At 64.8% G+C, this 22,118-nt stretch carries 31 protein-coding genes and 2 tRNA genes; 15 read left to right on the top strand and 18 right to left on the bottom strand.

Annotated features, from left to right (window positions below; translation table 11 throughout):
• Positions 1 to 139: 139 nt before the first annotated feature.
• The 8 genes from H7F35_RS23115 to H7F35_RS23080 all read right to left on the bottom strand — a co-directional run bounded on the left by H7F35_RS23115 (position 140) and on the right by H7F35_RS23080 (position 3,985).
• Complete coding sequence (locus H7F35_RS23115) at positions 140 to 856, bottom strand: hypothetical protein (protein WP_187108905.1); 717 nt, start codon at positions 854 to 856, stop codon at positions 140 to 142.
• 103 nt (positions 857 to 959) lie between these two features.
• Positions 960 to 1,145 (bottom strand): hypothetical protein, encoded by a 186-nt coding sequence (locus H7F35_RS23110; RefSeq protein ID WP_187108904.1) that lies wholly within the window; start codon positions 1,143 to 1,145, stop codon positions 960 to 962.
• Positions 1,146 to 1,155: 10 nt separating this feature from the next.
• Positions 1,156 to 1,743, bottom strand: a complete 588-nt coding sequence (locus H7F35_RS23105) for a hypothetical protein (protein WP_187108903.1) — start codon at positions 1,741 to 1,743, stop codon at positions 1,156 to 1,158.
• 2 nt (positions 1,744 to 1,745) lie between these two features.
• Positions 1,746 to 2,222 (bottom strand): hypothetical protein, encoded by a 477-nt coding sequence (locus H7F35_RS23100; protein WP_187108902.1) that lies wholly within the window; start codon positions 2,220 to 2,222, stop codon positions 1,746 to 1,748.
• Positions 2,223 to 2,236: 14 nt separating this feature from the next.
• Complete coding sequence (locus tag H7F35_RS23095; protein WP_187108901.1) at positions 2,237 to 2,827, bottom strand: hypothetical protein; 591 nt, start codon at positions 2,825 to 2,827, stop codon at positions 2,237 to 2,239.
• Entirely contained in the window at positions 2,824 to 3,300 is a 477-nt protein-coding gene (locus tag H7F35_RS23090) for a hypothetical protein (RefSeq protein WP_187108900.1), read from the bottom strand. The genes H7F35_RS23095 and H7F35_RS23090 overlap by 4 nt, the downstream gene beginning before the upstream one ends.
• Positions 3,297 to 3,593, bottom strand: coding sequence for a hypothetical protein (locus H7F35_RS23085; protein WP_187108899.1), 297 nt, complete (start codon positions 3,591 to 3,593; stop codon positions 3,297 to 3,299). Before H7F35_RS23085 ends, H7F35_RS23090 begins: the two co-directional genes overlap by 4 nt.
• A 59-nt stretch (positions 3,594 to 3,652) precedes the next feature.
• On the bottom strand, positions 3,653 to 3,985 hold the full coding sequence (locus H7F35_RS23080; protein WP_187108898.1) for a hypothetical protein: 333 nt from the start codon (positions 3,983 to 3,985) through the stop codon (positions 3,653 to 3,655).
• A 20-nt stretch (positions 3,986 to 4,005) separates the two neighbouring features.
• Here H7F35_RS23080 and H7F35_RS23075 point away from each other — a divergent pair, with 20 nt between their 5' ends.
• The 12 genes from H7F35_RS23075 to xerC all read left to right on the top strand — a co-directional run bounded on the left by H7F35_RS23075 (position 4,006) and on the right by xerC (position 12,504).
• Positions 4,006 to 5,013 carry a hypothetical protein gene (locus H7F35_RS23075; RefSeq protein WP_187108897.1) on the top strand — a complete coding sequence of 336 codons (1,008 nt, stop codon included), beginning with the start codon at positions 4,006 to 4,008 and terminating at the stop codon, positions 5,011 to 5,013.
• 22 nt (positions 5,014 to 5,035) lie between these two features.
• Entirely contained in the window at positions 5,036 to 6,247 is a 1,212-nt protein-coding gene (locus H7F35_RS23070; protein ID WP_187108896.1) for a recombinase RecT, read from the top strand.
• A gap of 21 nt (positions 6,248 to 6,268) precedes the next feature.
• Positions 6,269 to 7,099 (top strand): lambda exonuclease family protein, encoded by an 831-nt coding sequence (locus tag H7F35_RS23065; protein WP_187108895.1) that lies wholly within the window; start codon positions 6,269 to 6,271, stop codon positions 7,097 to 7,099.
• Positions 7,100 to 7,135: 36 nt separating this feature from the next.
• Positions 7,136 to 7,495, top strand: coding sequence for a hypothetical protein (locus H7F35_RS23060; RefSeq protein ID WP_187108894.1), 360 nt, complete (start codon positions 7,136 to 7,138; stop codon positions 7,493 to 7,495).
• A complete protein-coding gene (locus H7F35_RS23055) occupies positions 7,492 to 8,307 on the top strand; it encodes a DUF2303 family protein (RefSeq protein ID WP_187108893.1) in 816 nt (271 codons plus the stop codon). Before H7F35_RS23060 ends, H7F35_RS23055 begins: the two co-directional genes overlap by 4 nt.
• Before the next feature lie 3 nt (positions 8,308 to 8,310).
• The gene (locus tag H7F35_RS23050; RefSeq protein ID WP_187108892.1) at positions 8,311 to 8,505 is read left to right on the top strand and encodes a hypothetical protein; all 195 of its coding nucleotides are present in this window, start codon (positions 8,311 to 8,313) and stop codon (positions 8,503 to 8,505) included.
• A complete protein-coding gene (locus H7F35_RS23045) occupies positions 8,502 to 9,428 on the top strand; it encodes a phage Gp37/Gp68 family protein (RefSeq protein ID WP_187108891.1) in 927 nt (308 codons plus the stop codon). The genes H7F35_RS23050 and H7F35_RS23045 overlap by 4 nt, the downstream gene beginning before the upstream one ends.
• Positions 9,428 to 9,754 (top strand): hypothetical protein, encoded by a 327-nt coding sequence (locus tag H7F35_RS23040; protein ID WP_261803322.1) that lies wholly within the window; start codon positions 9,428 to 9,430, stop codon positions 9,752 to 9,754. Before H7F35_RS23045 ends, H7F35_RS23040 begins: the two co-directional genes overlap by 1 nt.
• Entirely contained in the window at positions 9,751 to 10,434 is a 684-nt protein-coding gene (locus H7F35_RS23035) for a zinc-finger-containing protein (RefSeq protein WP_187108890.1), read from the top strand. Before H7F35_RS23040 ends, H7F35_RS23035 begins: the two co-directional genes overlap by 4 nt.
• Positions 10,431 to 11,093: a hypothetical protein gene (locus H7F35_RS23030; RefSeq protein WP_187108889.1), complete on the top strand. Its 663-nt coding sequence runs from the start codon at positions 10,431 to 10,433 to the stop codon at positions 11,091 to 11,093. Before H7F35_RS23035 ends, H7F35_RS23030 begins: the two co-directional genes overlap by 4 nt.
• A gap of 101 nt (positions 11,094 to 11,194) precedes the next feature.
• Positions 11,195 to 11,443 carry a DUF4224 domain-containing protein gene (locus tag H7F35_RS23025; RefSeq protein WP_187108888.1) on the top strand — a complete coding sequence of 83 codons (249 nt, stop codon included), beginning with the start codon at positions 11,195 to 11,197 and terminating at the stop codon, positions 11,441 to 11,443.
• Positions 11,444 to 11,523: 80 nt separating this feature from the next.
• A complete protein-coding gene (gene xerC, locus H7F35_RS23020) occupies positions 11,524 to 12,504 on the top strand; it encodes a tyrosine recombinase XerC (RefSeq protein ID WP_261803321.1) in 981 nt (326 codons plus the stop codon).
• A gap of 82 nt (positions 12,505 to 12,586) precedes the next feature.
• Here xerC and H7F35_RS23015 read toward each other — a convergent pair.
• A tRNA-His gene (locus H7F35_RS23015) sits at positions 12,587 to 12,662 on the bottom strand.
• An 80-nt stretch (positions 12,663 to 12,742) separates the two neighbouring features.
• On the bottom strand, positions 12,743 to 13,375 hold the full coding sequence (locus tag H7F35_RS23010; RefSeq protein WP_187108886.1) for a YbhB/YbcL family Raf kinase inhibitor-like protein: 633 nt from the start codon (positions 13,373 to 13,375) through the stop codon (positions 12,743 to 12,745).
• A gap of 157 nt (positions 13,376 to 13,532) precedes the next feature.
• Between H7F35_RS23010 and H7F35_RS23005 the strand changes: the two genes are divergently transcribed.
• A complete protein-coding gene (locus tag H7F35_RS23005) occupies positions 13,533 to 13,781 on the top strand; it encodes a GlsB/YeaQ/YmgE family stress response membrane protein (RefSeq protein ID WP_187108885.1) in 249 nt (82 codons plus the stop codon).
• Between the two features lie 93 nt (positions 13,782 to 13,874).
• Positions 13,875 to 14,207: a hypothetical protein gene (locus tag H7F35_RS23000; protein ID WP_187108884.1), complete on the top strand. Its 333-nt coding sequence runs from the start codon at positions 13,875 to 13,877 to the stop codon at positions 14,205 to 14,207.
• Positions 14,208 to 14,222: 15 nt separating this feature from the next.
• Here the strand turns inward: H7F35_RS23000 and H7F35_RS22995 are convergent, their stop codons facing one another.
• From H7F35_RS22995 to H7F35_RS22970, 6 genes are all read right to left on the bottom strand, one after another.
• Positions 14,223 to 14,897 carry a histidine phosphatase family protein gene (locus H7F35_RS22995; protein ID WP_187108883.1) on the bottom strand — a complete coding sequence of 225 codons (675 nt, stop codon included), beginning with the start codon at positions 14,895 to 14,897 and terminating at the stop codon, positions 14,223 to 14,225.
• A 121-nt stretch (positions 14,898 to 15,018) separates the two neighbouring features.
• On the bottom strand, positions 15,019 to 16,935 hold the full coding sequence (locus H7F35_RS22990) for a SurA N-terminal domain-containing protein (protein WP_187108882.1): 1,917 nt from the start codon (positions 16,933 to 16,935) through the stop codon (positions 15,019 to 15,021).
• Between the two features lie 76 nt (positions 16,936 to 17,011).
• Positions 17,012 to 17,087, bottom strand: a tRNA-Val gene (locus H7F35_RS22985).
• A gap of 29 nt (positions 17,088 to 17,116) precedes the next feature.
• Positions 17,117 to 17,389, bottom strand: coding sequence for an HU family DNA-binding protein (locus tag H7F35_RS22980; protein ID WP_099796196.1), 273 nt, complete (start codon positions 17,387 to 17,389; stop codon positions 17,117 to 17,119).
• A gap of 210 nt (positions 17,390 to 17,599) precedes the next feature.
• Complete coding sequence (locus tag H7F35_RS22975; protein ID WP_187108881.1) at positions 17,600 to 18,685, bottom strand: tartrate dehydrogenase; 1,086 nt, start codon at positions 18,683 to 18,685, stop codon at positions 17,600 to 17,602.
• Positions 18,682 to 19,611, bottom strand: a complete 930-nt coding sequence (locus H7F35_RS22970) for an alpha/beta fold hydrolase (protein WP_187108880.1) — start codon at positions 19,609 to 19,611, stop codon at positions 18,682 to 18,684. Before H7F35_RS22970 ends, H7F35_RS22975 begins: the two co-directional genes overlap by 4 nt.
• 70 nt (positions 19,612 to 19,681) lie before the next feature.
• Here H7F35_RS22970 and H7F35_RS22965 point away from each other — a divergent pair, with 70 nt between their 5' ends.
• Positions 19,682 to 20,641, top strand: coding sequence for a LysR substrate-binding domain-containing protein (locus H7F35_RS22965; RefSeq protein WP_261803320.1), 960 nt, complete (start codon positions 19,682 to 19,684; stop codon positions 20,639 to 20,641).
• A 14-nt stretch (positions 20,642 to 20,655) separates the two neighbouring features.
• On the opposite strand, the gene H7F35_RS22960 is transcribed toward H7F35_RS22965, so the two are convergent.
• Positions 20,656 to 21,543 carry a DMT family transporter gene (locus H7F35_RS22960; RefSeq protein ID WP_187108879.1) on the bottom strand — a complete coding sequence of 296 codons (888 nt, stop codon included), beginning with the start codon at positions 21,541 to 21,543 and terminating at the stop codon, positions 20,656 to 20,658.
• Complete coding sequence (gene pgsA, locus H7F35_RS22955) at positions 21,540 to 22,106, bottom strand: CDP-diacylglycerol--glycerol-3-phosphate 3-phosphatidyltransferase (protein ID WP_187108878.1); 567 nt, start codon at positions 22,104 to 22,106, stop codon at positions 21,540 to 21,542. Before pgsA ends, H7F35_RS22960 begins: the two co-directional genes overlap by 4 nt.
• Positions 22,107 to 22,118 lie beyond the last annotated feature (12 nt).

The raw sequence follows: 22,118 nt of genomic DNA, 5'->3' as shown, positions 1-22,118 counted from the left end.
TGTGATTGCATCGGTTCGTGGTGCGGGATTCAAGGGGGGTCGTGTGTGCCCCCTGAAACGACAAACGGACCTCAAAGGGTCCGTCTGTTGCAAAGTCAAATGTGAGGCAGTACTAATCCTGCGGTCCACCCAGCAGAAGCTACCAAGTACGTACGGTCTTGTAGACCGAGGCAAGAAGCGCCAGTCCTGCGAGCGACCATGGCAGTAGAACCTGCATGCTCCCCTTCGAGTAGAGCAACAACCAGCCGAGCGCGTTGCACTGAATCCGGAGCCTTGCGCCTAAGGGCACATCGAACCCAATTGGTACACCTGTGCCGGACTGCCCCAGATCCCACTTGAACGAGAGCATTAGATCTGCTTGGATGAAATTCAAGCTCACTGGGCCGTTCGCAGGGTATGAAGTCGAGGATCGCACGACCTTTGCGACTCGAATCCCGGCAAGCACGGGCTCGATCTGCCCACCTTGGGATTGAACAATCCCGCGCCGTTGAGCCTCCACGATCATGCCAAAGCCATTGACATTCAGTGACCCAGCCCTTTGCGTCCGAACGTAGTTCTTCATCTTCTTCGCGAGCCAAAGTCTAAGAACTCTCTGCTCGACCTCAAGGTATTCGGCGTTCAGCGGCCCGATTGCCTTCAGGTTCTCGTCTGAGAAGCGAAAGCGCAGGCCAAAGTAAATCAGCACAGCGCCCGCGGCCAGCCAAACGCGAAACGCGAATTTTGGATCGACGGGCTTAACTTTAAAAAGGCTCTCGGCTAGGCCCTCAACTGGAGCCCGCAGCCACACTGCCAGCAAAATCACCATGCTGGCCACAACCAAGTTGCGCCTGCCCTTCGAGTCTTCATCTTCAATCAATTTCTTCTCCGAATCTGGCGGCGACTACCGCCCTGGCCACGGCGATACGCGGGGAGGCGCCTTCCTTCCATGTCCCGCGTGACTCCGGCAGCCGCCCACCGGGTCACCCTACGACGATAGCGCACCACTGGTAGTTCTTGCCGACCATCGGCGCGACGTGGATGGCCTCGCGCTCGAGCAGGCGGGCGAAGCCTGGCCATGCTGTCGTGTAGGCCGTGTCGGGTTCCTCGCCCAGGGCCTTGGCCACCCACAATTCGAGCGCTTCGCCCACGAGTTGCGCGGTTTTCATACGGTGGATTTCACTGCAGTGGCAAGGGCTGTTCGGTGGACATCTTGAGTTGCTCGCCTTCGCCAACAGTGAGGCCGGGCAGCGCGACCGCCTTCACGATGATGTCGCCAGCCCCAAAAATGTTCGCCCAACTGTCTTGCACAGGTTTCGCATTTCCGGTTCCTCGATTGGCATCCACGATCATCGCGTGGTCTGGCGCAGTCGCCATCGCAATTCGGAACGCCTCGCGGGCCGAGGGCTCGAGATAGAGGCAGTTGCTAAGCCACCATTCCCAGCATTCAGTGACGAGTTGCTTCATTGCTTCTTGATCAAACACGACGGTAAGCAACCTTGACCAATGGCGAAAGGCCTCCTGATGTGCTTGCAGCCGCTTGTCGATCGCTGCAACTCGAAGCTGATTCTGTGACTTCAGGCTCTCCAGCAGCATGGCGTTCTGCTGCTTTATCTCCTCTACGATTTGCGTAAGCCTCGGCAGATCCTCAATGTCGGCAGCGTTGTTGCCCTTCTTCGTGCCGTAGCCAATGCCGAAGCTGCGGAGCACCAGATATGCCATCCCGACGGCGTTCAAAATGATGAGGGTGATTGCGGTCTCGACCATGTTCAATGCTCTCCTGTTGCTACATTGTCCAGCAGCGGCAACCCTGCCGGCCAGTCGCCGGCGGCAATGATCTTGGCGCGGGTCTGCGCGGCGTAGCGGCTCTCCAGCTCCCTGCGGTCCTCCCGCGTCAGCGTGCCCGTGCTGCCAACCAGGTGGTGGCAGCCAGCGCTGTTCCCATGTGGACCGCAACCCGGCCAGCCGCGGCGGGAATCGGTCTTGATTCCCATGCCCTTCCCTTCGTCCGAGTGGCAGAACTGGGTGTAGCCCTCGATGCCGCAATGCGCGCACGGCAGCAGGCGCACGAGGCGTTTGTAGCCCTCGTGCTCGATCACGGCCTCCTTCGGCTGCGCGAACACCGGCTCGTTCGCCGGCGCGGCGTATCGCACGGGCCGCTCCAGCGGCTTGGCCACGGGCTTGACGCGCTCGGGCGGCGTGCCAGGCTCCGGCTGACCGCGGCGTGGCCACGCGGCTCGCTTCATCGGAGTGCGCCGCATCACGCGCGCGCCTCCGGCCACCAGCCGATCGCGTCGCTCTCGTCGATGGCGTACTTCCCGTGGTAGATCACGATGCCGTCGCGGTCGTCGACCACGATGCGCGTGGCGCGGCATGCGTGCCGGATCAGGCCGGCCCGAGTGTGGACCGCGAAGCGCTGGCCAGGCCTGGGGCGCTTGTGCATGGGGTGAAGCATCGGGGCGGCTCCCGGCGGCGCTTGCGTGGTGGTGGCGTCGGCATGGTGGGCAGGCTGGCGCGTGGTGCGGCGCCGTACCTGCGATTGCGCGGCCGGCGCCGGCGTGGGGTTCAGGTTCGGGCCCGGCGCATCGCCCGGCCGCACAGCCCAGTCGGGACAGCCGATGCGGTAGAAGCCCCACGCCTCCCCATCGGGGTAGTCCAGGGGCATGCGGAACTGCATCGCGTGGCCCTTCGTGCAGTTGGACTCCGGGTCATCGTCGCGCATGCTGAATCGCCAGTGCTCGCAGCCGTCGCAATAGTGTTCGATGCTGCGGCCCAGCTCTTCCTCGTCGGCGCGCCGCTTGATCTCGGCCAGCAACTGGCCGGTGGAGAACGCGAACAGGCCGCCGTTCATCGCTTCTCGAACTCCAGCCGCCAGCAGTCCACCGCCCAATAGCTACGCTCGTCGCCCAGGTGCGGCCACAGCACGCGGCGGGCCCGCGGCTCCCACATAAAGGCGTCGACGCGGCGGTGCACTTCGAGGAAGTCCGCCTCTTCCAGCGTCACCCAGTCCATCGACTGCGGCACGGCCACCAGTTGCCCGTCAGTACCGGGGATGAAGTGGCAGTAGCCCGCGCCCACCAGCAGCCACATGCGCAGGTCGTCTTCGGTGTCGAAGGTCTCCTGGCGTGCGTGCAGTTCGCGCAGCTTGGCGAAGAACAGACGGTGGTGCTTCGGGCTGCGCGGCAACCGGTAGTCGAACTGCAGCGTGGCGCCGACGGGCAGGGCCTCGATGGCGCGCTTGAACTTCGAGAACTGGCGTTGGCCCCTGTCGCCCATGCCCGCGAGCTTGCCGTCTTCGGCTCGGTAGAGAACGACGCTGCTCATGGTGTCGGCACCACGTGGATCTCGCACGCCCAGTCGGTGCCGCGCCGTTGCCCGTACTCCCATTGAATCGTGCCGCCGTCAGCATCGTCGCGGCCCAGCCACGCCGCAACCTGGTCGCGCACAGCCTTCATGCTGCCCTGCAGGTTGTCGCCGTCCAACTGGATCCAGCGGGTTGCCGACGGCACGGACACGCGCACCAGCAGCACGCGCACCGCGCCGGCGGGCGGCTTCTTACCGTTGAGTTGCCATTGCACGGCACCGCGCTCGGACTGCACGCGGCGGTGCCGGGCCATGTGGTGCTCGCGATCATTGAGCCCGCGGCCGAGACGGAGCGGGACGGAAATGTGAAGGGTCATGGGGTGTCGTGGAAATACTTGCGTTTGGGGAGGCCCCTGCGCCCCTTCTGGAGCGCGGGCACCTTGCATTCGGGTTCACGGAACGGCGGCGGGTGCTTGATGCCGCGCACGGCCAAGTCGGCATCGAGGCGGTCGAGCACATCGCCATGCCAGTCGGGGCAGCTCTTCGCCAGTTCGCCGGCGGCCCAGCGGGCGTAGCCAACATTGATGGCGGCGATGCGCACGTAGTGCTGGAACATCGCTTCGCGGTGCGCAGACGGGTCCGGCGCGCGGGCGCCGGGGAAGAACATCGCGCGGCCTTGCTCGTCGAGCGGGTTGGCGACAGCCATCCGTCGCTGCGCACTGCCTGATGCTGCGCCGCCCTGCCATCGACTTCGGCAAGAAGGTGATCGATGCCGAAGCTCCCCTGATCGCGGAGATCAAGGCCATCGAGAAGGTCTCCGACGAACTCATCAAAGCTGACGAGAAGCGCCGTGCCGACGAGAAGGCGAAGGCGGCGCGCGAGGAAGCTGCCCGCAAAGCGCTGATCGACGAAGCCGTCGAAGAGATCCGCTCGCGCATCGAGGTCTGCATCAACCAGCCGGCTTCGTTCATCGCCGACACCATCCAGTGGATCGACGATTCGGAGGTCACGGAAGAGGACTATGGCGACCGCACTGGCGAAGTGCTCGCGTTGAAGCTTGCCACGCGCGCCAAGCTGGTGAACATGCGCGAAGCGGCCGAGGTGCAGGAGCGCACCGCCGCCGAGCAGAAGGCCCGCGACGATCAACTCGCGGCCGACCGCGCCGCCCTTGAGCAGCGTGAAACTGCCCTTGCCCATCGCGAAGCCGTTGCCGCGCGCATCGACGAGATCCGCAAGCTGTCAGGCCAGCACGTCGAAAGCGACTCGGCCACGCTGGAGCAGGCCATCAGCACGTTGGTGGTGGATGCCGAGTGGTTCGGCGACCGCTTCGACGAAGCCGCCGCCGCCGCTGTGACCGCGCTGCAGGAGCTGCGAGAACTGCATGGCGCCGCGCTCGAAGACGAGACTGCGGCAGCCGAGGCCGATGCGCTGGCACTGGCCGAAGCACCGCCACCCGCTCCACCGGCTCCGCCGCCGCCGGCCGTGGCCACGCCAGCACCGGAGCCAGATCCTGAGCCCGACTTCTCGTCCCCTGCGCCGGCGCCAGCCCCGGCCGCCCGCGGCACCTACACGCGCGTCCGCACCCAACGCCCCAGCGACGACGCCCTGATAGGCGCCCTCGCCCTGCACTACCGCGTGCACGAATCCACCGTCATCCAGTGGCTGCAGGACATGGACCTGACCGCAGCCGCCCGGCGCATCACCCAGTTGGCCGACGAAGGCCTGCCGTTCTAACCCCCTATTGAAAGGAAACCCAATGGCAGCCGCCCTGGCCACAGTTGATGAGCTGGTGCTCATCGCACGCCCGCGCTTCGAGTCGATGCTTGTCGACAAGTCGATGAACTTCGCCGCCGAAGCGGAGTTCGCCATCCAGCAGATTTGCAGGAACAAGTACTCCGTCGATCTGGCCCGCCAGAACCCACAGGCCGTGCATGACGCCATGGTCAACGTGTCAGGCATGGGCCTCACGTTGAACCCCGCACTGGCCCTGGCTTATCTCGCGCCGCGCGACAAGAAGATTCAGCTGCTAGTGAGCTACCGCGGCCTGCTCCATGTCGCGGTGTCGAGCGGTTCGATCCGCATGGCGAAGGCCGAGCTGGTCCATGCCAACGACCGGTTCGTACCGCAAGGCCTCGACGAGCAGCCGTTGCACGAGTTCAGTCCGTTCGCCAAACCTGATGTGCGCGGCGAGCTGGTGGGCGTCTACGTCTCCGCCAAGACGGTCCACGGTGATTGGGTGACCGAGTGGATGACCACCGAGCAAGTGCATGCAGTGCGCGAACGCAGCGATAGCTGGAAGGCCTATTGGGCAACGCGCGACGAAGCCAAGCCGAAGAGCACGCCCTGGAACACCGACGAAGGCGAGATGTTCAAGAAGACCGTCATCCGGCGTGCCTACAAGTCGTGGCCTATCAGCGAGCGCTTGGGAAAAGTCATGGAGCACCTGAACGCATCGGGCGAGGGCGTCACGCTGAGCAACAAGCCTGTGCAGGACGAAGAACCCTCCGAATTGCTCCTGGCAGCCCGCGCCGCCGCCGACAAAGGGCGCGATGCCTTTTCGACCTACTGGAAGGCGCTGAAGCCGGCCGAGCGCAGCGCTCTGCGTGGCGATATAGAGGATCTGGCCCAACGCACAGCCGAGGCCGACGAGAAGCGCACGGTCCCTAGCGGTGCTGAGCCCGCAGCGCAGACACCAACGCCTGCGCCGGCAGCAACGACACCCGATGCCGTCACCGACGTGGAAGCAAGGCCAGTGCGCAAGCGCGCGCCGGCGCCCGTTCCAACGTCTACCGGCACGCCCAGCTTCACCGCAGAGCGGATCGCGCAACGCCTGCGCGACGCAGCGGATCTCGACGCGCTGCAGATCGCGGCCGACCTCATCCGCCACGTGCCTGACAAGGGCGCCGTGGCGCAACTCGAAGCCTTCTGCGAAGAGCGCCAAGCCGAGCTTCTGCAGCAACCCGCCTGATTTACCCCAAAGGAGCACAACATGAGTTTTCAAATCATCAACTGCGAGCAAGGTTCCGAGGACTGGCACAAGGCCCGCGCCGGTGTCATCACCGCCAGCATGTTCAGCGTGGCGCGCAGCCGCACCGGCGGCCTGCCGGACATGCAGCAGAAGTTTGCCGACGCATATCGCGGTGAAGCCGCCGGCGACGCGCTCGCAGCCGCCACGCTCGCCGGCTACAAGAACGCCGCGGCCAAGGCCGACGAGCTGATGCTCAACGAGAAGATGCTCAAGGTGCTGGCCGGCCAGTCCGTGGGCGAATTCAGCACCGCCGCGTTGGAGTACTCCTTTCGCGTCGCCTTCGAGCGCATCAGCGGCGAACCACTCGACGAAGGCTTCGAGACCTGGCAGATGCAGCGTGGGCACGAACTGGAGCCCGCCGCGCGCGCCGAACATCAGATTCAAGAAGGTGTGTTCGTCGAGCGAGCTGGTTTTGTGGTCACTGACGACTGGCGTTTCGGCGCCAGCGCCGACGGGCTGATCGACCTCGACGGCGGCAGTGAATACAAGTGCTTGGTGTCGCCCGCGCGGCTGCGCGCCGTGCTGCTCGATGGCAACACCGACGACTTCAAAGACCAGGTGCAGGGCTGCATGTGGGTCACTGGCCGCAAGTGGTGGCACCTCGGCTTCTATTGCCCGCAGCTGAAAAAGATCGACTACCCGCTGCACCTCGTGAAGGTCGCCCGAGACGACGACTACATCAACGCGATGGAGCAGGACCTGCTTGAGTTCAAGGAGCAGGTCGACCGCGACGAGCGCCGCCTGCGCGCTCTGTCCGTCGCCAACAACGCCCGCTTCGCCCAGGCCGCCTGACGCGGCCCCCTCTTTCCCTCAACCACCAAGGAAACCATGAGAGCTTTCTCCCTTCAACTGCAAGAGCTGAACGACGGCAGCACGCATGCCGCCGCCACAGCAGCGTTTGCCGACCTGCTGCGCGCCGTTCAGCACAGCGGCAAAGCCGGCGCACTGACCCTGAAGTTCAAGGTGGCACCCGCCACCAAGGGCGCCACGGGTTACGTCGACAAAGTGACCATCACGGCCGAGCAAAAGCTGGACCTGCCGAAGGCCGAGCAGCCGACCGACTTCTACTTTCTCACCGACGAAGGTGAGACCTCCCGCAACCACCCACGTCAGCAGACTCTCGAGCTGCGCGACGTCGCCTCCAACCCTCCCCTCTCCACTGGCCTCAAGGAAGTCAACGCATCATGAGCGACGCAATCAACAACGAAACCGCCCAATTCATCTCCGCCCTCACTGCAGGGAGCATGGCTCCAACGCAGATCGGCGAGAGCTACCACGCGGTGGTGCCGCAGAGCTTCCGCCACGTCGACCTCACCGACATGGTGGAGAAGACGCGCCCGGCGCCGAGTCGCAAGCGCGGCGAAGTGGTGCTCGGCGACGTTGCCAGCCTGCTGGCCTACTGCGCCGATCAGGGTGCACAGGCCAGCGGCTACATCTACGCCGATACCGACACTCGCAAGATCGTGGCCGTCTTCAACGACGCCAAGGACGGCGCCGGCTGGCGCGACCACCGCGCAGTCTTCGAGGCCGAGCTGACGCCCGAGGCAAAGCGCTGGCTGGCGTCCAACAGCAAGGCGATGCCGCAGGACGAGTTCGCTACGTTCATCGAAGACAACCAGCCTGATCTGCAGGGCGAAGATGCCACCAACCTGCTGACGGTGGCCACCACCATGCAAGCGAAGAGCGACATCAGCTTCGCGTCGGCGAAGCGCCTGCAGGATGGCCAGACCCAGCTGGTCTACAACGAAATGGTGAACGCCACGGCCGGCGCCAGTGGCGAACTCAAGATCCCGAAGACCTTCGCCCTGGGCCTGCGCATCTTCAAGAACGGCGACGGCTACAAGCTCACCGCCCGCCTCAAGTACCGCCTGCACAGCGGCTCTGTGAAGTTCTGGTACGAGCTGGAGCGCCCCGAGCGCGCCATCGAAGACGCCTTCAAGGGCTACGTCGCGGACGTCGCCGGCAAGAGCGGCTACACGGTTCTGACGGGCCGCCCGTAACCCATGGCCGAGCGCACACCAGAAAGCAAGCGCGCTCGGCGCCTGGGGATGCTCCGCCGCCGCGCGGAGCACCTCCAGCGTCGGATCGTCGAGAACCCTTCGCGCAACCTGACCTACGACGTGGCCGAACTTGGCGCGCTCCGCTGGGCGCTCGGCGAACTTGACCCGCAACCCAAATCGAAAGGCGGTGCCACATGAGCGCCAACAGCAAAATCGAATGGACCGACCACACCTTCAATCCATGGGAGGGCTGCCAGAAGGTCGGGCCCGGCTGTGACCACTGCTATGCGGAGACACGCAATGCGCGCTTCAACGGCGGTCAGCCGATCAACTGGGGGCCGGGTGCGCCGCGCCGTCGCACCAGCGTCTCGAACTGGTCGCTGCCGAAGCGCTGGAACGACCAGCATGAGGCCTTCTTCGCGCAGCACGGCCGCCGACAACGCGTGTTTTGCGCCAGCCTGGCCGACGTGTTCGACAACGCCGTGCCGCTCGAATGGCGTGACGAGCTGTTCACGTTGATTCGCGCAACGCCCCATCTGGATTGGCTGCTACTGACGAAGCGGATCGGCAACGTCGCGGCCATGGTGTCGATCATCCCCGGCTGGCTTCCCGCCAACGTCCGCATCGGCGCCACCATCGTTAACCAGGCCGAAGCCGACCGCGACATACCGAAGCTGTTGGCGCTGCCGTGCCCCAATTTCCTGAGCATGGAACCGCTGTTGGGCCCGATCAGCTTCGAGGGTTTCTTCGCGAATCCCGCGAACCCCGCAGACGGCACGAACGCGCTGGAAGACATCCACTGGGTGATCGTCGGCGGTGAGAGCGGCCCCGGCGCGCGGCCGATGAATCCGGACTGGGCCCGGAGCCTGCGCGATCAATGCGAGGCGGTAGGTACACCGTTCCTGTTCAAGCAGTGGGGCGAATGGGCACCGCCCGCCACGCGCGATGACCTCCGTAGCCTCGGAGACATGATGCGCGCGGGCAAGGCGATCCACATCTACGGCGATGGCCGTGAGCCAGACGGGCATTTCCGCAAAGGAGACGAGCACCTGCTGCACGTGGGCAAGAAGGCCGCCGGCCGCCTGCTGGATGGCCGCACCTGGGACGGAGTGCCTGCTTGATGGGCTACATCAACCCCCTGCTCGACCTGCCCGCCGGCCGCGCACTGATGGCGCTGCCCGCCGAGGACCGCAAGCGAATCGAAGCAGTCATGCGCGAGCTTCGCGCTGAGGCGGCCGTGAACGCGGAAACGGCTTACCGGCGCCACAAGGGTCCGATGTACGCCTACTGGCGCGCCGTCAGCACCTACGCCCGTCACCTCGCGCACGCACTTTCTGCTGCACCGATCTGCGGCCGCAATTCTGGCGGCGTGGCCTGCACCCTGCCCAAGGGCCACCGCTGCCCGGACTGCTCCAGCGTGGGCATCGATGCTGGAGACCCGTCGTGACCGAAGCGCGCGCCCCTATCACCCCGTGGAATCCGTCGCGCAGCGCCACCGCGCGCGTGAAGAACCCGCTTCCGGTGCCGGACTGCTGCCCGAATTGCGGTTCGCCAGTCTTCATCGACTCGAACAGTTGCATCTACGGGCGCGAGCACGGCGAATGGCCCTGGGCGGTGATGTGCACCGGCTGCGACTCGTATGTCGGCCTGCATCCCTTCACCGGCATTCCGCTCGGCACCTTGGCAACGCCCGAGATCCGCGCCGCGCGAAAGACGGCGAAGGCTGCTTTCAACCCGCTGTGGGAGGGCGACGGTGCGCAGATGACGCGCACGGCCGCCTATGGCTGGCTCGCCGCCGCGCTCGGCATCGCGAACGTCGAGGAATGCCACATCGCGTGGTTCGGCGTCGACCAGTGCCGGGCAGTCGTCGCTGCCATCAAAGCCCGCGGCGCCGCGCCGGCGCACCGCCATACCTGCCACTGGCCCGGCTGCGAGCGCGCGGTGCCACCAGCCATGTGGGGCTGCAGCCCCCACTGGTTTGCTATCCCCAAGCCGTTGCGCGACGACATCTGGCGCACGTACCGGCCTGGCCAAGAAATCTCGAAGACCCCCAGCGAAGCCTATGTCGCCGCCGCGCGCGCGGTGCAGCACTGGATTGCTCAACAGCAGAAGGGAAAGACAGCATGACGCACACACACGCACTGATGGAGGTCAGCCCGACCGTCTACGCCGAGGTCGAGCAACTTCTCCGCGCCGCCGGCTACGACCACGCGATCTATCACGAGCAGCTCGACATGAAGGGCTTCGCCCTGATCGCCGGGCCGGGCGCCGCGGCCATCCAGCCCGCAGCCGTAGTGCTTGGCGACGGGAACTGCCTGCGACTGCTTCGCCGCATGGCGGCGGGCACCAAGCTCTACGAAGGCGCGCCCCCGCCAGCGCCGGCCGACCATTCCGGAGATGCCAACGAATTGGCCGCGCCGTGGGCCGGCAAGGATGGCGAGGCCCGAGAGTTTGCTGTGCTCATGAACCGTGAAGCCTGCCGCTTGTATCCCGACAGCCAGGACGACCGAATCGTTTTCGGCGCCGGTGCGCGTTGGGCCGCCACCCTCGTCACCAAGGATGGCGCTGGGGAGACGGCGACTCCGGACTGGGGGAATCGGAAAACAGACAGTCTCGCCGGGTGGATCAACGAGCTTTCCACCCTGGCGGAGCATTCTCAATCGATGCCGGGCTTTGTGCGCAGCGCCATGAAGACCATCGTTCAGGGTCTGACCGCTCACGCGCCTCGTCAGAACGCAAGCAGCGATGGAGCGGAAGTCTTCCGAGCGCGGGACCTGTACCGATGACATTCGACCGACGAACGCATCCTGCCGCGCGAAGCGCTGGTCTGGATCTGTGACGAACCCGAGCGCGCCGCGTTGACCACTGAAGTTTTGAGTACTGACCAATGACGACCGACCCCAACCGCCCGGACATGAGCGACGAAGAAATCGACCAAATCTGCCTCGGCCTCTCGCAGAACCTGGCCAAGGTCCGATACCTGCGCCGACTCGGCTTGCGCGTCGACCGGCGGCCAAACGGGCGCCCCTTGGTGGCGCGCATCGAGTGGGCGCGGCTGTACGGGCCCGAAGCTCAGTCGGCACCGCCGGCGGCGAGCAACGGCCCTCGCTGGAAAACCCCTGCGGGAGCAAGGTAATGGGTAGGAACAGAGATCGTGCCTCCGCCGCCGGCCTGCTGCCGCGCATGGAAGCTCGGCCGTGGTCCAACGGGAAGACCGTGACCTACCGGTTCCACCCCGTGGGCCGCAAGCCGATCAACTTGGGAACCGACCTCGCGGCCGCGCTGCGCAAAGTGTTGGACATGAACGGCGGCACACCGGGCGACGGCATGGGCACGCTCAGTTGGGTCTGGGAGCGTTTCCAGGAATCGCCGCGTTGGAAAAAACTGACACAAGGCACCCGCGATGACTACGGGCTGGCGTGGAAGCAGATCAACGACCGGCTCGGGCACATGCACATGACCGAGGTCACCACCACCGTGGTGGCGCAGTACGTGCACATCGAGCGGGCCGGCTCGCCCCGGCGTGCTGACATCGAAAAGAGCCTGCTGTCCCGAATCTTCGGCCACGCCATCAAGCTGGGCGTTTGCACGGTCAACAGCACCTTTGGAGTCGAGCCGCACGGCAGCGAGGCGCGCACCGAGGCGCCAGACATCGCTGTCCTGGCCCGATTCCTTCAGTGGCTCACCGAGCAGACACCCCAGCGGCGCATCATCGGCATGGCCGCGGAATACGCCAGCCTGGCCGGCAATCGCAAAGTCGAGTTTCTTCCCCTCACCTGGCCGCAGGTGGACCGTAAAGCTGCCGAAATCCGTGTTTTTCGCGCGAAGCAGCGCGGCAAGAAGCGCGAGCGCATCGTTGAAATCATCGCGATCACGCCGGCGCTGGGCGCCCTGCTGGACCGCCTGCAGGAGCTTCACCAGCAGCGCGGCGTGGACTGCCTTTACGTCTTTCCGACCCGCGACAACAACGCCTACACGGCGCGCGGATTTAAAACGCTTTGGCAGCGGTGCGTGATTCTCGCAATTGAAAAGAAGGTGTTGGCCGAGAGCGACAGATTCACTTTTCATGACCTGCGCGCCTATTACGCGACGCTACACAAGCAACGGCACGGCGAATTGCCGGATTTGCACACCAACCCCGCAACCACTGCAAAGGTCTACGACCGCAATAGGGAGGTAAAGCGCTCGGCGCTGTAATTGAGAGCACCGGATATTCCCACGGTGGGAATAAAACGAGAAAGGCGCTACAACTTTGATAGCTGTAGCGCCTTGAATTACTTGGGGTGGCTGATGGGACTCGAACCCACGACGACCAGAATCACAATCTGGGACTCTACCAGCTGAGCTACAGCCACCGCAGAGCCCACGATTGTAGCGTTAAAAATCCCGCTTTTGACGACCTCGATCCATTGAGAGGCCTGAAAGTCACATTTTTTCAACCCGCTACCAGCGGTCCCGGCGCGGTGACGCCGTCCTGAGTCTTGATCGAACCGTCCGCCCTTTCGCAAGTCCCGATCAGCAGCCCACTGGCAATGGCATGTTCGCGCAGCGCATCGAATATCTCGTCACGACCGGGCGTCTCAGAAAACTCCGGCGCACTGTCCAGTGCAAACAGCTGGAACGCGTAGCGATGCATCCCGTGGCCCGGAGGTGGGTCGGGCGGCAGCCAGGAAGCCTGCAACGCGGAATTGCGTCCGACATGCAGGCCGATGCCCTCGTTGTCCTGGCTCGGAATCGCGGCCTCGGCCAGAGAATCGCTCTTCGCGATCAAGCCCACCACGATCGCGTGCACCAGCGGGTTCGGCGTCGGGGAATCAGCGTCTTCAACGATCAGCAGCAACGACACCGTGCCAGCAGGCAATCCAGCCCACTGCAGCGGCGGTGAAAGGCCCTCACCATCAGCGGTATGGCGCGAGCGCATCGGCGCATGGTCTGCAAAAGCCACGCTGGTGAGCGCGATCGAAGCCATGCCCTGGCGCATGCCGAGGGTGTTGAAAACGATGTGGTCCAGACCGGCACGCACGCCCTGCAGGGCGTGACCGATGACTTCAGGCAGTTTTTCGAGCATGCGCCGGTATAACTCTGCGCTGCGCGCCATCCTGTAGGACGCCACGCGCCCTCTTCGTCACGATGCCGGCTCCACATATGGCTCCGCTATCATGGCCGCGGCCCGCGCAGACGGGCATGGCACTTCGCCACTTCCACTTCACCAAAGGAATTTCTTCATGAGCATCGTCTGGACTATTCTGATCGGTTTCGTCGTGGGTCTGGTGGCGCGCGCCGTCAAGCCGGGCGACGACTCCGCAGGCTTTATCGTGACCACTGTGATCGGTATTGCAGGTTCGCTGATCGTGACCTACGTCGGCCAATCGCTGGGCTGGTACACCGCCGGCCAGGGCGCTGGTTTCATCGCATCCGTGCTGGGCGCGATCGTGCTGCTGATCCTCTACGGCCTCATCAAACGCAAGAGCTGATGCGCCTTATGTGGTCGCCCGCCACGCGCGGGCGACCACGGTTTGATTTGCCATGCATGACCTGAAGCGCCGAGCCATGAGGCAGAGAAGCTGATGCCCCGCAAACCGCGCGCCAAGCATCATGTCTATGTGGTCGAACTCGACGACCGCGTCTGGAACAACGGCCGCTTCAGGCGCACCAACCCCGATTACCAGCTCGGCAAGCCCTTTGTCTACGTGGGAATGACCGGGCTGGACCCCGACATCCGTTTCGACAAGCACAAGGCCGGCATCCAGGCCAACAGCTTCGTGCAGGAATTCGGCTTGCGACTGCTGCCCGCGCTCTACGAGCGCTACAACCCCATGCCCTACGAGGATGCGCGCTCGATGGAAGTCGAGCTCGGCATCATCCTGCGCAAGGCCGGCTACGGCGTCTGGCAGGCTTGAGCCGCAACGCGCCGCTCAGGAGTAGGTGATCCAGTCTTCATAGGCCGGACCGTCCAGGTGCGGCAACGTGTTGTACGTCACCAGCATGTGCCGCTTGGGCGTGAAGGCGAACTCCGTCACCGACGTGTTGCGGATGCGCAGGTTCAGTTCGATCGTCGTCTCGGCGCTCGTTCCCAATACATGGCCAACCGCCGTGCTGATCGGTCCACCGCTCGACACCACCAGCACCTTTGCGCCGTGATGCCGGTCGCGCACATGGTCGAGCGCAGTGGTCACGCCGGCCAGAAAGTCGACGTAGCTCGGCATCCCGACCGGCTGGGTCTTGCCTTGCATCCAGGCACCCAGCCCTTCGCGCAGCAGGCGAAAGTGATGGCGATACATCTCGGGTGAATCGGGCTTCTCGAGCTTGCCTTCGTGGATCGTTGCAATGACGGCTTCGCTGTCGTACTCGTTGAGGCCAGGCCATGGCAGCACATCGTCGCGCTCAAGCCCCAGGCCCTTGGCGATGCCCTCCCAGGTCTGGCGATGGCGCTTCAGGGTGCCGGTGATGACGGCGTCGAACTTCATGCCGCGCTCGCGCCAGTATTCGCCAAGGCGAACAGACTGCCGGTGTCCGAGCTCGCTCAGGTTGTCATAGTCGGCAGCACCAAAACTGGCCTGCCCGTGGCGCACGAGGTAGAGGGTTCCCATGCCCGGGATTCTGGCAAGAAGCGCGGGCACCGCTTGTCCCTCGTGCGACCAACTCAATCTGCGCCGTGCATAAAAAAGCCCGAGTCGTCGACCCGGGCTGTGGCTTGCGGAAAGCCTTGTATCAGCGGCCTGGTGCGGCCGGCAGCGTGTCTGCTGGCTTCGGCACCAGGATCTCGGCCTTGAAGCGATCCTTGAGCATGCTGTAGTAGGCGGCATCCTCGGCCGCGGCCACGGACTGCCCGACCTGCATGTTTTCCTGTTGCGCTACTTCGGGTGTCGGCGCCGTGCGCGGAACGACCTTGAGCACACGCACCACCGCATAACCCTGTGCACCCAGATCCACGCCCACGATCGCGGGCAACTTGGCGGCGTCGGCACGCAGCGCGGCGTCGATCACCGGCAGCGGCTGGGACTGCGCCTCGCGACGCGAGACGGTGATCGGCGCACCGAAGGTCGCGCCATCGGCCTTGGCAGTCCATGCCGCGAGCTTGGCTTCACCCTCGGTCTTGGCCAGCACCGCTGCGCGCTCGTTGACGAGCTGCGCGCGGATCTTGTCCTTGACCTCGGCCAGCGGCACTGGATGCGCTGGCGTGTATTGCGTCACGCGGCCCGATGCGAGCTGGCTGGAGCCGACTTCGATGGCTTCGGTGTTCTGCTTGCGATCGAGCGAGTCGGAGGCAAACAGCGCGCTCAAAAAGTTACGGCTGGCCAGGGGGCCCGTGGCGCCAAGCGCAGGCGTGCGCGCAACGTTGCTGGCCGTCTGGATCGTGAGCTTCAGCTTTTCAGCCGCAGGCTTGAGGCTGTCGGGCGACTGATACACCGCGTCGGTGAAGATTTCGGCGGCCTTCGCGAATTCCTGCGTGGCCTGTTGACCGCGGACTTCGTTCTCGATGGTGGCGCGCACCTGCTCGAAGGGCGGCACCACCGCAGGCTTGATGTCGATCAGATGGATGATGTGATAGCCGAACTCGGTCTCGACGATGCCGCTGATCTCGCCCTTCTTGAGCGCGAACATCGCGTCCTCGAAAGGCTTGACCATCGCGCCGCGGGTGACGAAATCAAGATCGCCGCCCTTCTCTGCCGAACCCGGGTCCTGCGAATTCTTGCGGGCCACATCGGCAAAAGTGTTCGGCGCCTTCTTCACTTCGGCCAGCAGCTCTTCCGCCTTGGCCTTGGCCTTTGCGCGGTCGCCGGCGGACATGCTCGTCGGTGCGGTGATCAGGATGTGGCTCGCGCGCCGCTCTTCCTTCGTGCCGAAGCGCGAGGTGTTCTGCTCGTAGTAGGACTTGAGATCGGCCTCGCTCACGACGATGTTCTTCTTGGCCGCTTCCAGGTCCAGCACGAGGTACTCGATGCTGGCCTGTTCCGGGGCCTGGAACTGCGCCATGTGGTCCTTGTAGTAGGCCTCGATGTCGGCATCGCTCACCGTGACCTTCGACGCGAAGCTCTCGGGGCCGAAGCGGGCCACCTGGATCTGGCGGCTGTCATAGAAGGCATTGATCGTGGTCGCGGCCAGTGCTGGCGGCGTGAAGGTCGTGCCCGAGATGCCCAGCAGCACCTGCTGCGTTGCCATGTCCGAACGCACCGCAGCCTCGTATTGCTGGGGCGTGCGGCCCGTCACGCGCTGGAAGGTCTCGGTGTCGAAACTGCCATCCGGCTTGCGAAACGCTGCCAGACCTGGGTCCTGCGCGAAGATGCGCGAAAGGCGCTCTTCGGACACCGTCATGTTCGCCTTCGCCGCCGCAGCGGCCAGCACGCGGTCGCGCACCATGCGCTCCAGCGTGGCATAGCGCAAAGCGTCGGACTCAAGCACCGTCGGATCGACGTTCGGCGATTGCTGGCGAATGCGGTCGGTCTCAATGCGATGCTGCGCATCCCACTCGGGCTTCGTGATGTCGTGGCCTTCGATGCGGGCCACCTTCTCGTCGCGACCGGAGCCCTGGTAGCGCTCGACACCGAAGAGCACGAACGAGGGAATGATCAGCAAGAACAAGAAAATCATGACGATCTTGTTGTACTTGCGGAAGAAATCAAACATGCTTGAACACTCTTTTTCGACGGATGTCGGACGGCAATAAAAAAGGCGAACTGGTGTTCGCCTTTGCATCTGGTGGTGGTGGGTGCTGAGGGGCTCGAACCCCCGACCTACGCCTTGTAAGGGCGCCGCTCTACCAACTGAGCTAAGCACCCCACCGGGAATACTCTCCGAGTCTAACGTCTTAGTTCAGCGCGTCTTTCAGCGCCTTGCCTGGACGGAACTTCGGGATCTTGGCGGCCTTGATTTTAATCGCCTCGCCGGTGCGCGGATTGCGGCCGGTGCGGGCGGCACGTTTACCTACTGCGAAAGTACCGAAACCGACGAGCGAAACGGAGCCGCCCTTTTTGAGCGTGGTGCGAATGGCGCCAATGGTGGACTCGAGCGCGCGGGTCGCTGCAGCTTTGGAAATATCGGCGTTTTTTGCGATGTGCTCAATCAGTTCGGTCTTGTTCACAAGGGCCCCTTGTAGAAAAAAAGTTGGTCGGCTCCCGTCAGCTGCGACCTGGCCGCAAACGGTGCGACTCAAGAGCCTGGCAGGCCTGACGCCTCGGCAGCGCGCTGCCAGCGAGGATTACAACCACTGGTCTGCAGGGTGTCAATAAGACACGAGGCCATGCAGATCAGCGGAGCGCGCGATTTTAGGGGCGTTTGACGAAGGACCTTTTCAAAGCGCCTCGGCAATCGCTTTGCCCAGGTCGCTGGTGCTTGCGTTCCCACCGATATCCGGGGTGCGCGGTGCGCCGCTTTGGGGCGCGAGCACCTTCTCGATGGTGGAAAGGATGGCGTCATGCGCCTGCTTGTGGCCCAGAAACTCCAGCATCATCGCGCCGCACCAGATCTGCCCGATCGGGTTCGCGATGCCTTTGCCGGCGATGTCGGGGGCCGAGCCGTGCACCGGCTCGAACAGCGAAGGTGTGGTGCGCTCGGGGTTGAGGTTGGCGCTGGGCGCGATGCCGATGGTGCCGGTGCAGGCCGGGCCGAGGTCGGACAGGATGTCGCCGAACAGGTTGCTCGCCACCACCACGTCGAAGACGTCGGGCCGCTGCACGAAGTGCGCGGTGAGGATGTCGATGTGGAACTTGTCGAGCTTCACGCCCGCGTAGTTCTTCGCCATCTCGACCACGCGCTCGTCCCAGTAGGGCATGGTGATCGAAATGCCGTTCGACTTGGTGGCGCTGGTCAGGTGCTTCTTCGGCCGCGACTGCGCAAGCTCGAAAGCGAACTTGAGCACACGGTCGACGCCCACGCGCGACATCACCGTCTCCTGCACCACGATTTCGCGCGGCGTGCCTTCGTACATGCGCCCACCGATGCTCGAGTACTCGCCTTCGGTGTTCTCGCGCACGATGTACATATCGATCTCGCCGGGCTCGCGCGGGCTTCCGTCGCGCCGCACCACGGGCGCAATGATGCCGGGCATCAGGCGCGCGGGACGCAGGTTGATGTACTGGTCGAACTCGCGGCGAAACAGCAGCAGCGAGCCCCACAGCGAGATGTGATCGGGAATTTTCTCGGGCCAGCCGACCGCGCCGAAGAAGATGGCGTCATGGCCGCCGATCTGGTCCTTCCAGTTGTCGGGCAGCATCTTGCCGTGCTTCTCGCAGTAGTCCCAGCTTGAAAAATCGAAGTGATCGAACTTCAGGTCGATACCGAATTTGCGCGAGGCCGCTTCGAGCACGCGCAGGCCCTCGGGCATGGTTTCCTTGCCGATGCCGTCGCCGGCGATGACTGCAACTCTCTGGGTGCTCATGGTGTGGCTCCTGGGTGACCTGGGTGATCTGAATGAGGGGGAGATGAAAAGAATGCGAGCGCCTCGACGAGCAATTCGTCCGGGGCTTCTTCGGGAACATAGTGGCCGCACGGCAAGGCGCGGCCCGACACATCGGCGGCGCGCTCGCGCCACAGCGCCAGCACATCGAAGGCCTTGCCCACAGCACCGTGCTCGCCCCACAGCACGCGCAGCGGCTGCACAAGACGCTGGCCGGCGGCAAGGTCGATCCGGTCGTGCGCAAGATCGATGGTGGCGGAGGCGCGGTAATCCTCGCAGATGGATTCGGCCGTGCCCGCTATGGCGGCGCAACGCTCGTACTCGGCCAGCACCTCGGGTGCGAAGGGCGCGAGGCCCGCATGCCGCCCGCCCATCACGCCGCGCACATAGCGCACCGGATCTGAAGCAATCAGCGCTTCGGGCAACGGCGGCGGCTGGATCAGAAAGAACCAGTGCCAATAAGCCTTGGCAAATGCCTCGGAGGTGTTCTCGTACATCGCAAGCGTGGGCGCGATGTCGAGCAGCAGCATCCGCTCGACGACCGCGGAATGATCCGCCGCCAGCCGATGCGCCACGCGCGCGCCACGGTCATGGGCCAGCACGCCGAAGCGCTCGAAGCCGTGGTGCTGCATCGCGGCGAGCGCATCGAGCGCCATTTCCCGCTTGCTGTAGGCGAGGTGATCTGCGTCGGCCGCCGGGCGACCCGAGTCGCCATAGCCACGCAGGTCTACCGCAACCACGGTGAACCGATCGGCCAGCGCCGGCGCCACGCGGTGCCAGATCGCATGCGTTTGCGGATGCCCATGCAACAGCAGCAAGGGAGCACCGCGACCGCCGATGCGACCGTGGATGCGCACGCCGCTGCGCTCGATGTCGAAGGTCGGAAAGGTGAGAAAGGAAGCAGTCACGCGGCGATTGTGCGTTGCGCCTCCGCGATCATCAAGCAACAATCAGCCAATTCATACTTTCCAATCTGGCATGAATTCTCCGTCGATGGACCGTGGCGATCTGGCACTGGTGCTGGCCATTCGCGACCAGGGCAGCCTTGCAGGCGCGGCCGCCACGCTCGATGTCGTGCCCTCGGTCATCACCAAGCGGCTCGGTGCGCTCGAAGCGCGCCTGGGGCAGCGCCTGTTCGATCGCACCACGCGGCGGCTCAGCGTCACCGCCGAGGGCGAGGCGGTCTGCCTGCATGCCCGCACGCTGCTCGACGGCTTCGCCGCGCTCGAAAGCGAACTCGGCGAGCGGCAGAACGCGCTGGTCGGCACGATCCGCCTGGCGGCCACTTTCGGCTTCGGTCGACGCTGGCTCGGGCCGGCGCTCGCGGCGTTCCAGTCGCAGCATCCGGCCCTGCAGATCGAACTGATGCTGACCGAGCAGTTGCCCGATCTAGGCGCCGAAGGCTACGACGGTGCGCTCTGGCTCTGGGCCGTGCAGCAGCGCCGTGCGGCCGACTGGGTCACGCGGCGCATCGCGCGCAACCAGCGCGTGCTGGCCGCCGCGCCGGACTACCTGAAGCGCCGCGGCACGCCGGCAACGGCCGATTCGCTGGCTTCGCACGATTGCCTGGTCGCGCGCGAGAACGGCGATGCCAGCCAGCGCCAGTACGCGCTGTGGACGCTTCGCCACGCGCGCGACGGCAGCACGGCGCGTGTGCGGGTCCAAGGTCCGCTGACCAGCAATTCAGGAGAGATGGTGCGCGACTGGTGCCTGGCGGGCCACGGAATCATGCTGCGCAGCCTGTGGGACATCGCCCCGCAATTGGCCAGCAGCGAGCTGGTGCGCGTGCTGCCGCAGTACGCGATGCCCGATGCCGACATCCATTGGGTCGCGCCCTGGCGCCCGAGAACGCCGCGCCGCGTGCGTCTGTTGGTCGATCATCTGGCGGAGCAGTTTCGCGGCGAGCCCTGGAAGCCGGGCAAGACCGTCTTGCGCTGAAGCGTTCGGCCCGCTCAACGTTCGCCGCGCACCACGAGACTCACGCCAGCGGCGGTCAGCGCAATGCCCAGCACCGTCGTGAGCGTGATCGGCTCGGCGAACAGAAGCCAGGCCATGACCGCCGTGCAAGGCGGCACCAGGTACAGCAGACTGGTGACGGCAGTCGCGGTGCCGCGCTGGATCAACATATAGAGCAGCGAACTGCCGCCCAGCGACAACGCCAGCACCGACCAGGCCATCGCGCCACCCGACTGCAGGTTCCACGCGATGCTCTGCGACTCCATTGCCGCGAAGGGCAAAGTCACGAGCAGCGCCGCCGCCATCTGCACCGCGCTCGCGCTGCGCACGTCGCAAGGCGCGACAAAGCGCTTCTGGTACAGCGTGCCCGCCGTGATCGAAAGCAGCGCCATCACCGCGAGCCCCATGGTCAGCGCATTGACCTCCGTGCCCTGCCCCAGCTTGCGCGACACCACGAGCACCAGCCCCGCGAAGCCCAGCGCCAACCCGACCCATTGCTGCTTCGAAATGCGCCCGCCGTTGAAAGACAGCCAGACCGCAGTGAGCACCGGTTGCACCCCGACCAGCAGCGCCACGAGCCCGGCCCCCATGCCCGCGTGCACCGCCGCCCAGACACCGCCCAGGTAGCCGGCCTGCATCAGGATGCCGGTGACGGCCAGATGCCCCCACTGTGCGCGCTCCTTCGGCCACGCAACCCGCGCCAGCACGACCCACACGCCGAAGCAGACGAGCGACAGCGCATAACGAACAGCCAGGAACTTGAGGGGTGGCGCATAGGGCATGCCATAGCGCGCAACGATGAAACCCGTGCTCCAGATCAGCACGAAGACGCCCGGCATCGCCCGCAACCAGCCCGTGTTGCGGGCCGAGGCGGCCAAGGTCATTTGGTCCGTGCCCGGATCTCGGGGATGGCTTTCTGCAGGTAATAGACCATCGACCAGATCGTCAGCACGGCCGAGATCCAGATCAGCCACTGGCCCCAGAGCCCGGTGTCGATCACCTTGAAGAGGAACCCGTCATAGAGCAGGAAGGGAATGGCGACCATCTGCACGGTCGTCTTGACCTTGCCGATCATGTGAACCGCCACGCTCTTGCTCGCGCCGATCTGCGCCATCCATTCGCGCAATGCCGAGATCGCGATCTCGCGGCCGATGATGATCAGCGCCACGAACACGTCGGCCCGGTTCAGGTGCACCAGCACCAGCAGCGAGGCGCACACCAGGAACTTGTCGGCCACCGGATCGAGGAAGGCGCCGAAGGCCGAGGTCTGGTTGAGCTTGCGCGCCAGGTAGCCGTCGAGCCAGTCGGTGGCCGCGAAGACGATGAACATGACCGTGGCGATCAGGTTGCGCATCGGCTCGGCAATGGGCAGGTAGAACACGCCGACGATCAAAGGGATCGCGACGATGCGCGTCCAGGTCATGATGGTCGGTAGGGTCCAGAACATCGCTTGATTGTG

The sequence above is a fragment of the Variovorax sp. PAMC26660 genome (assembly GCF_014302995.1).
GTDB lineage: Bacteria > Pseudomonadota > Gammaproteobacteria > Burkholderiales > Burkholderiaceae_C > Variovorax.
The sequence above is the reverse complement of the archived record's forward strand: the minus strand, read 5'-3'. Positions and strand labels throughout refer to the sequence as shown.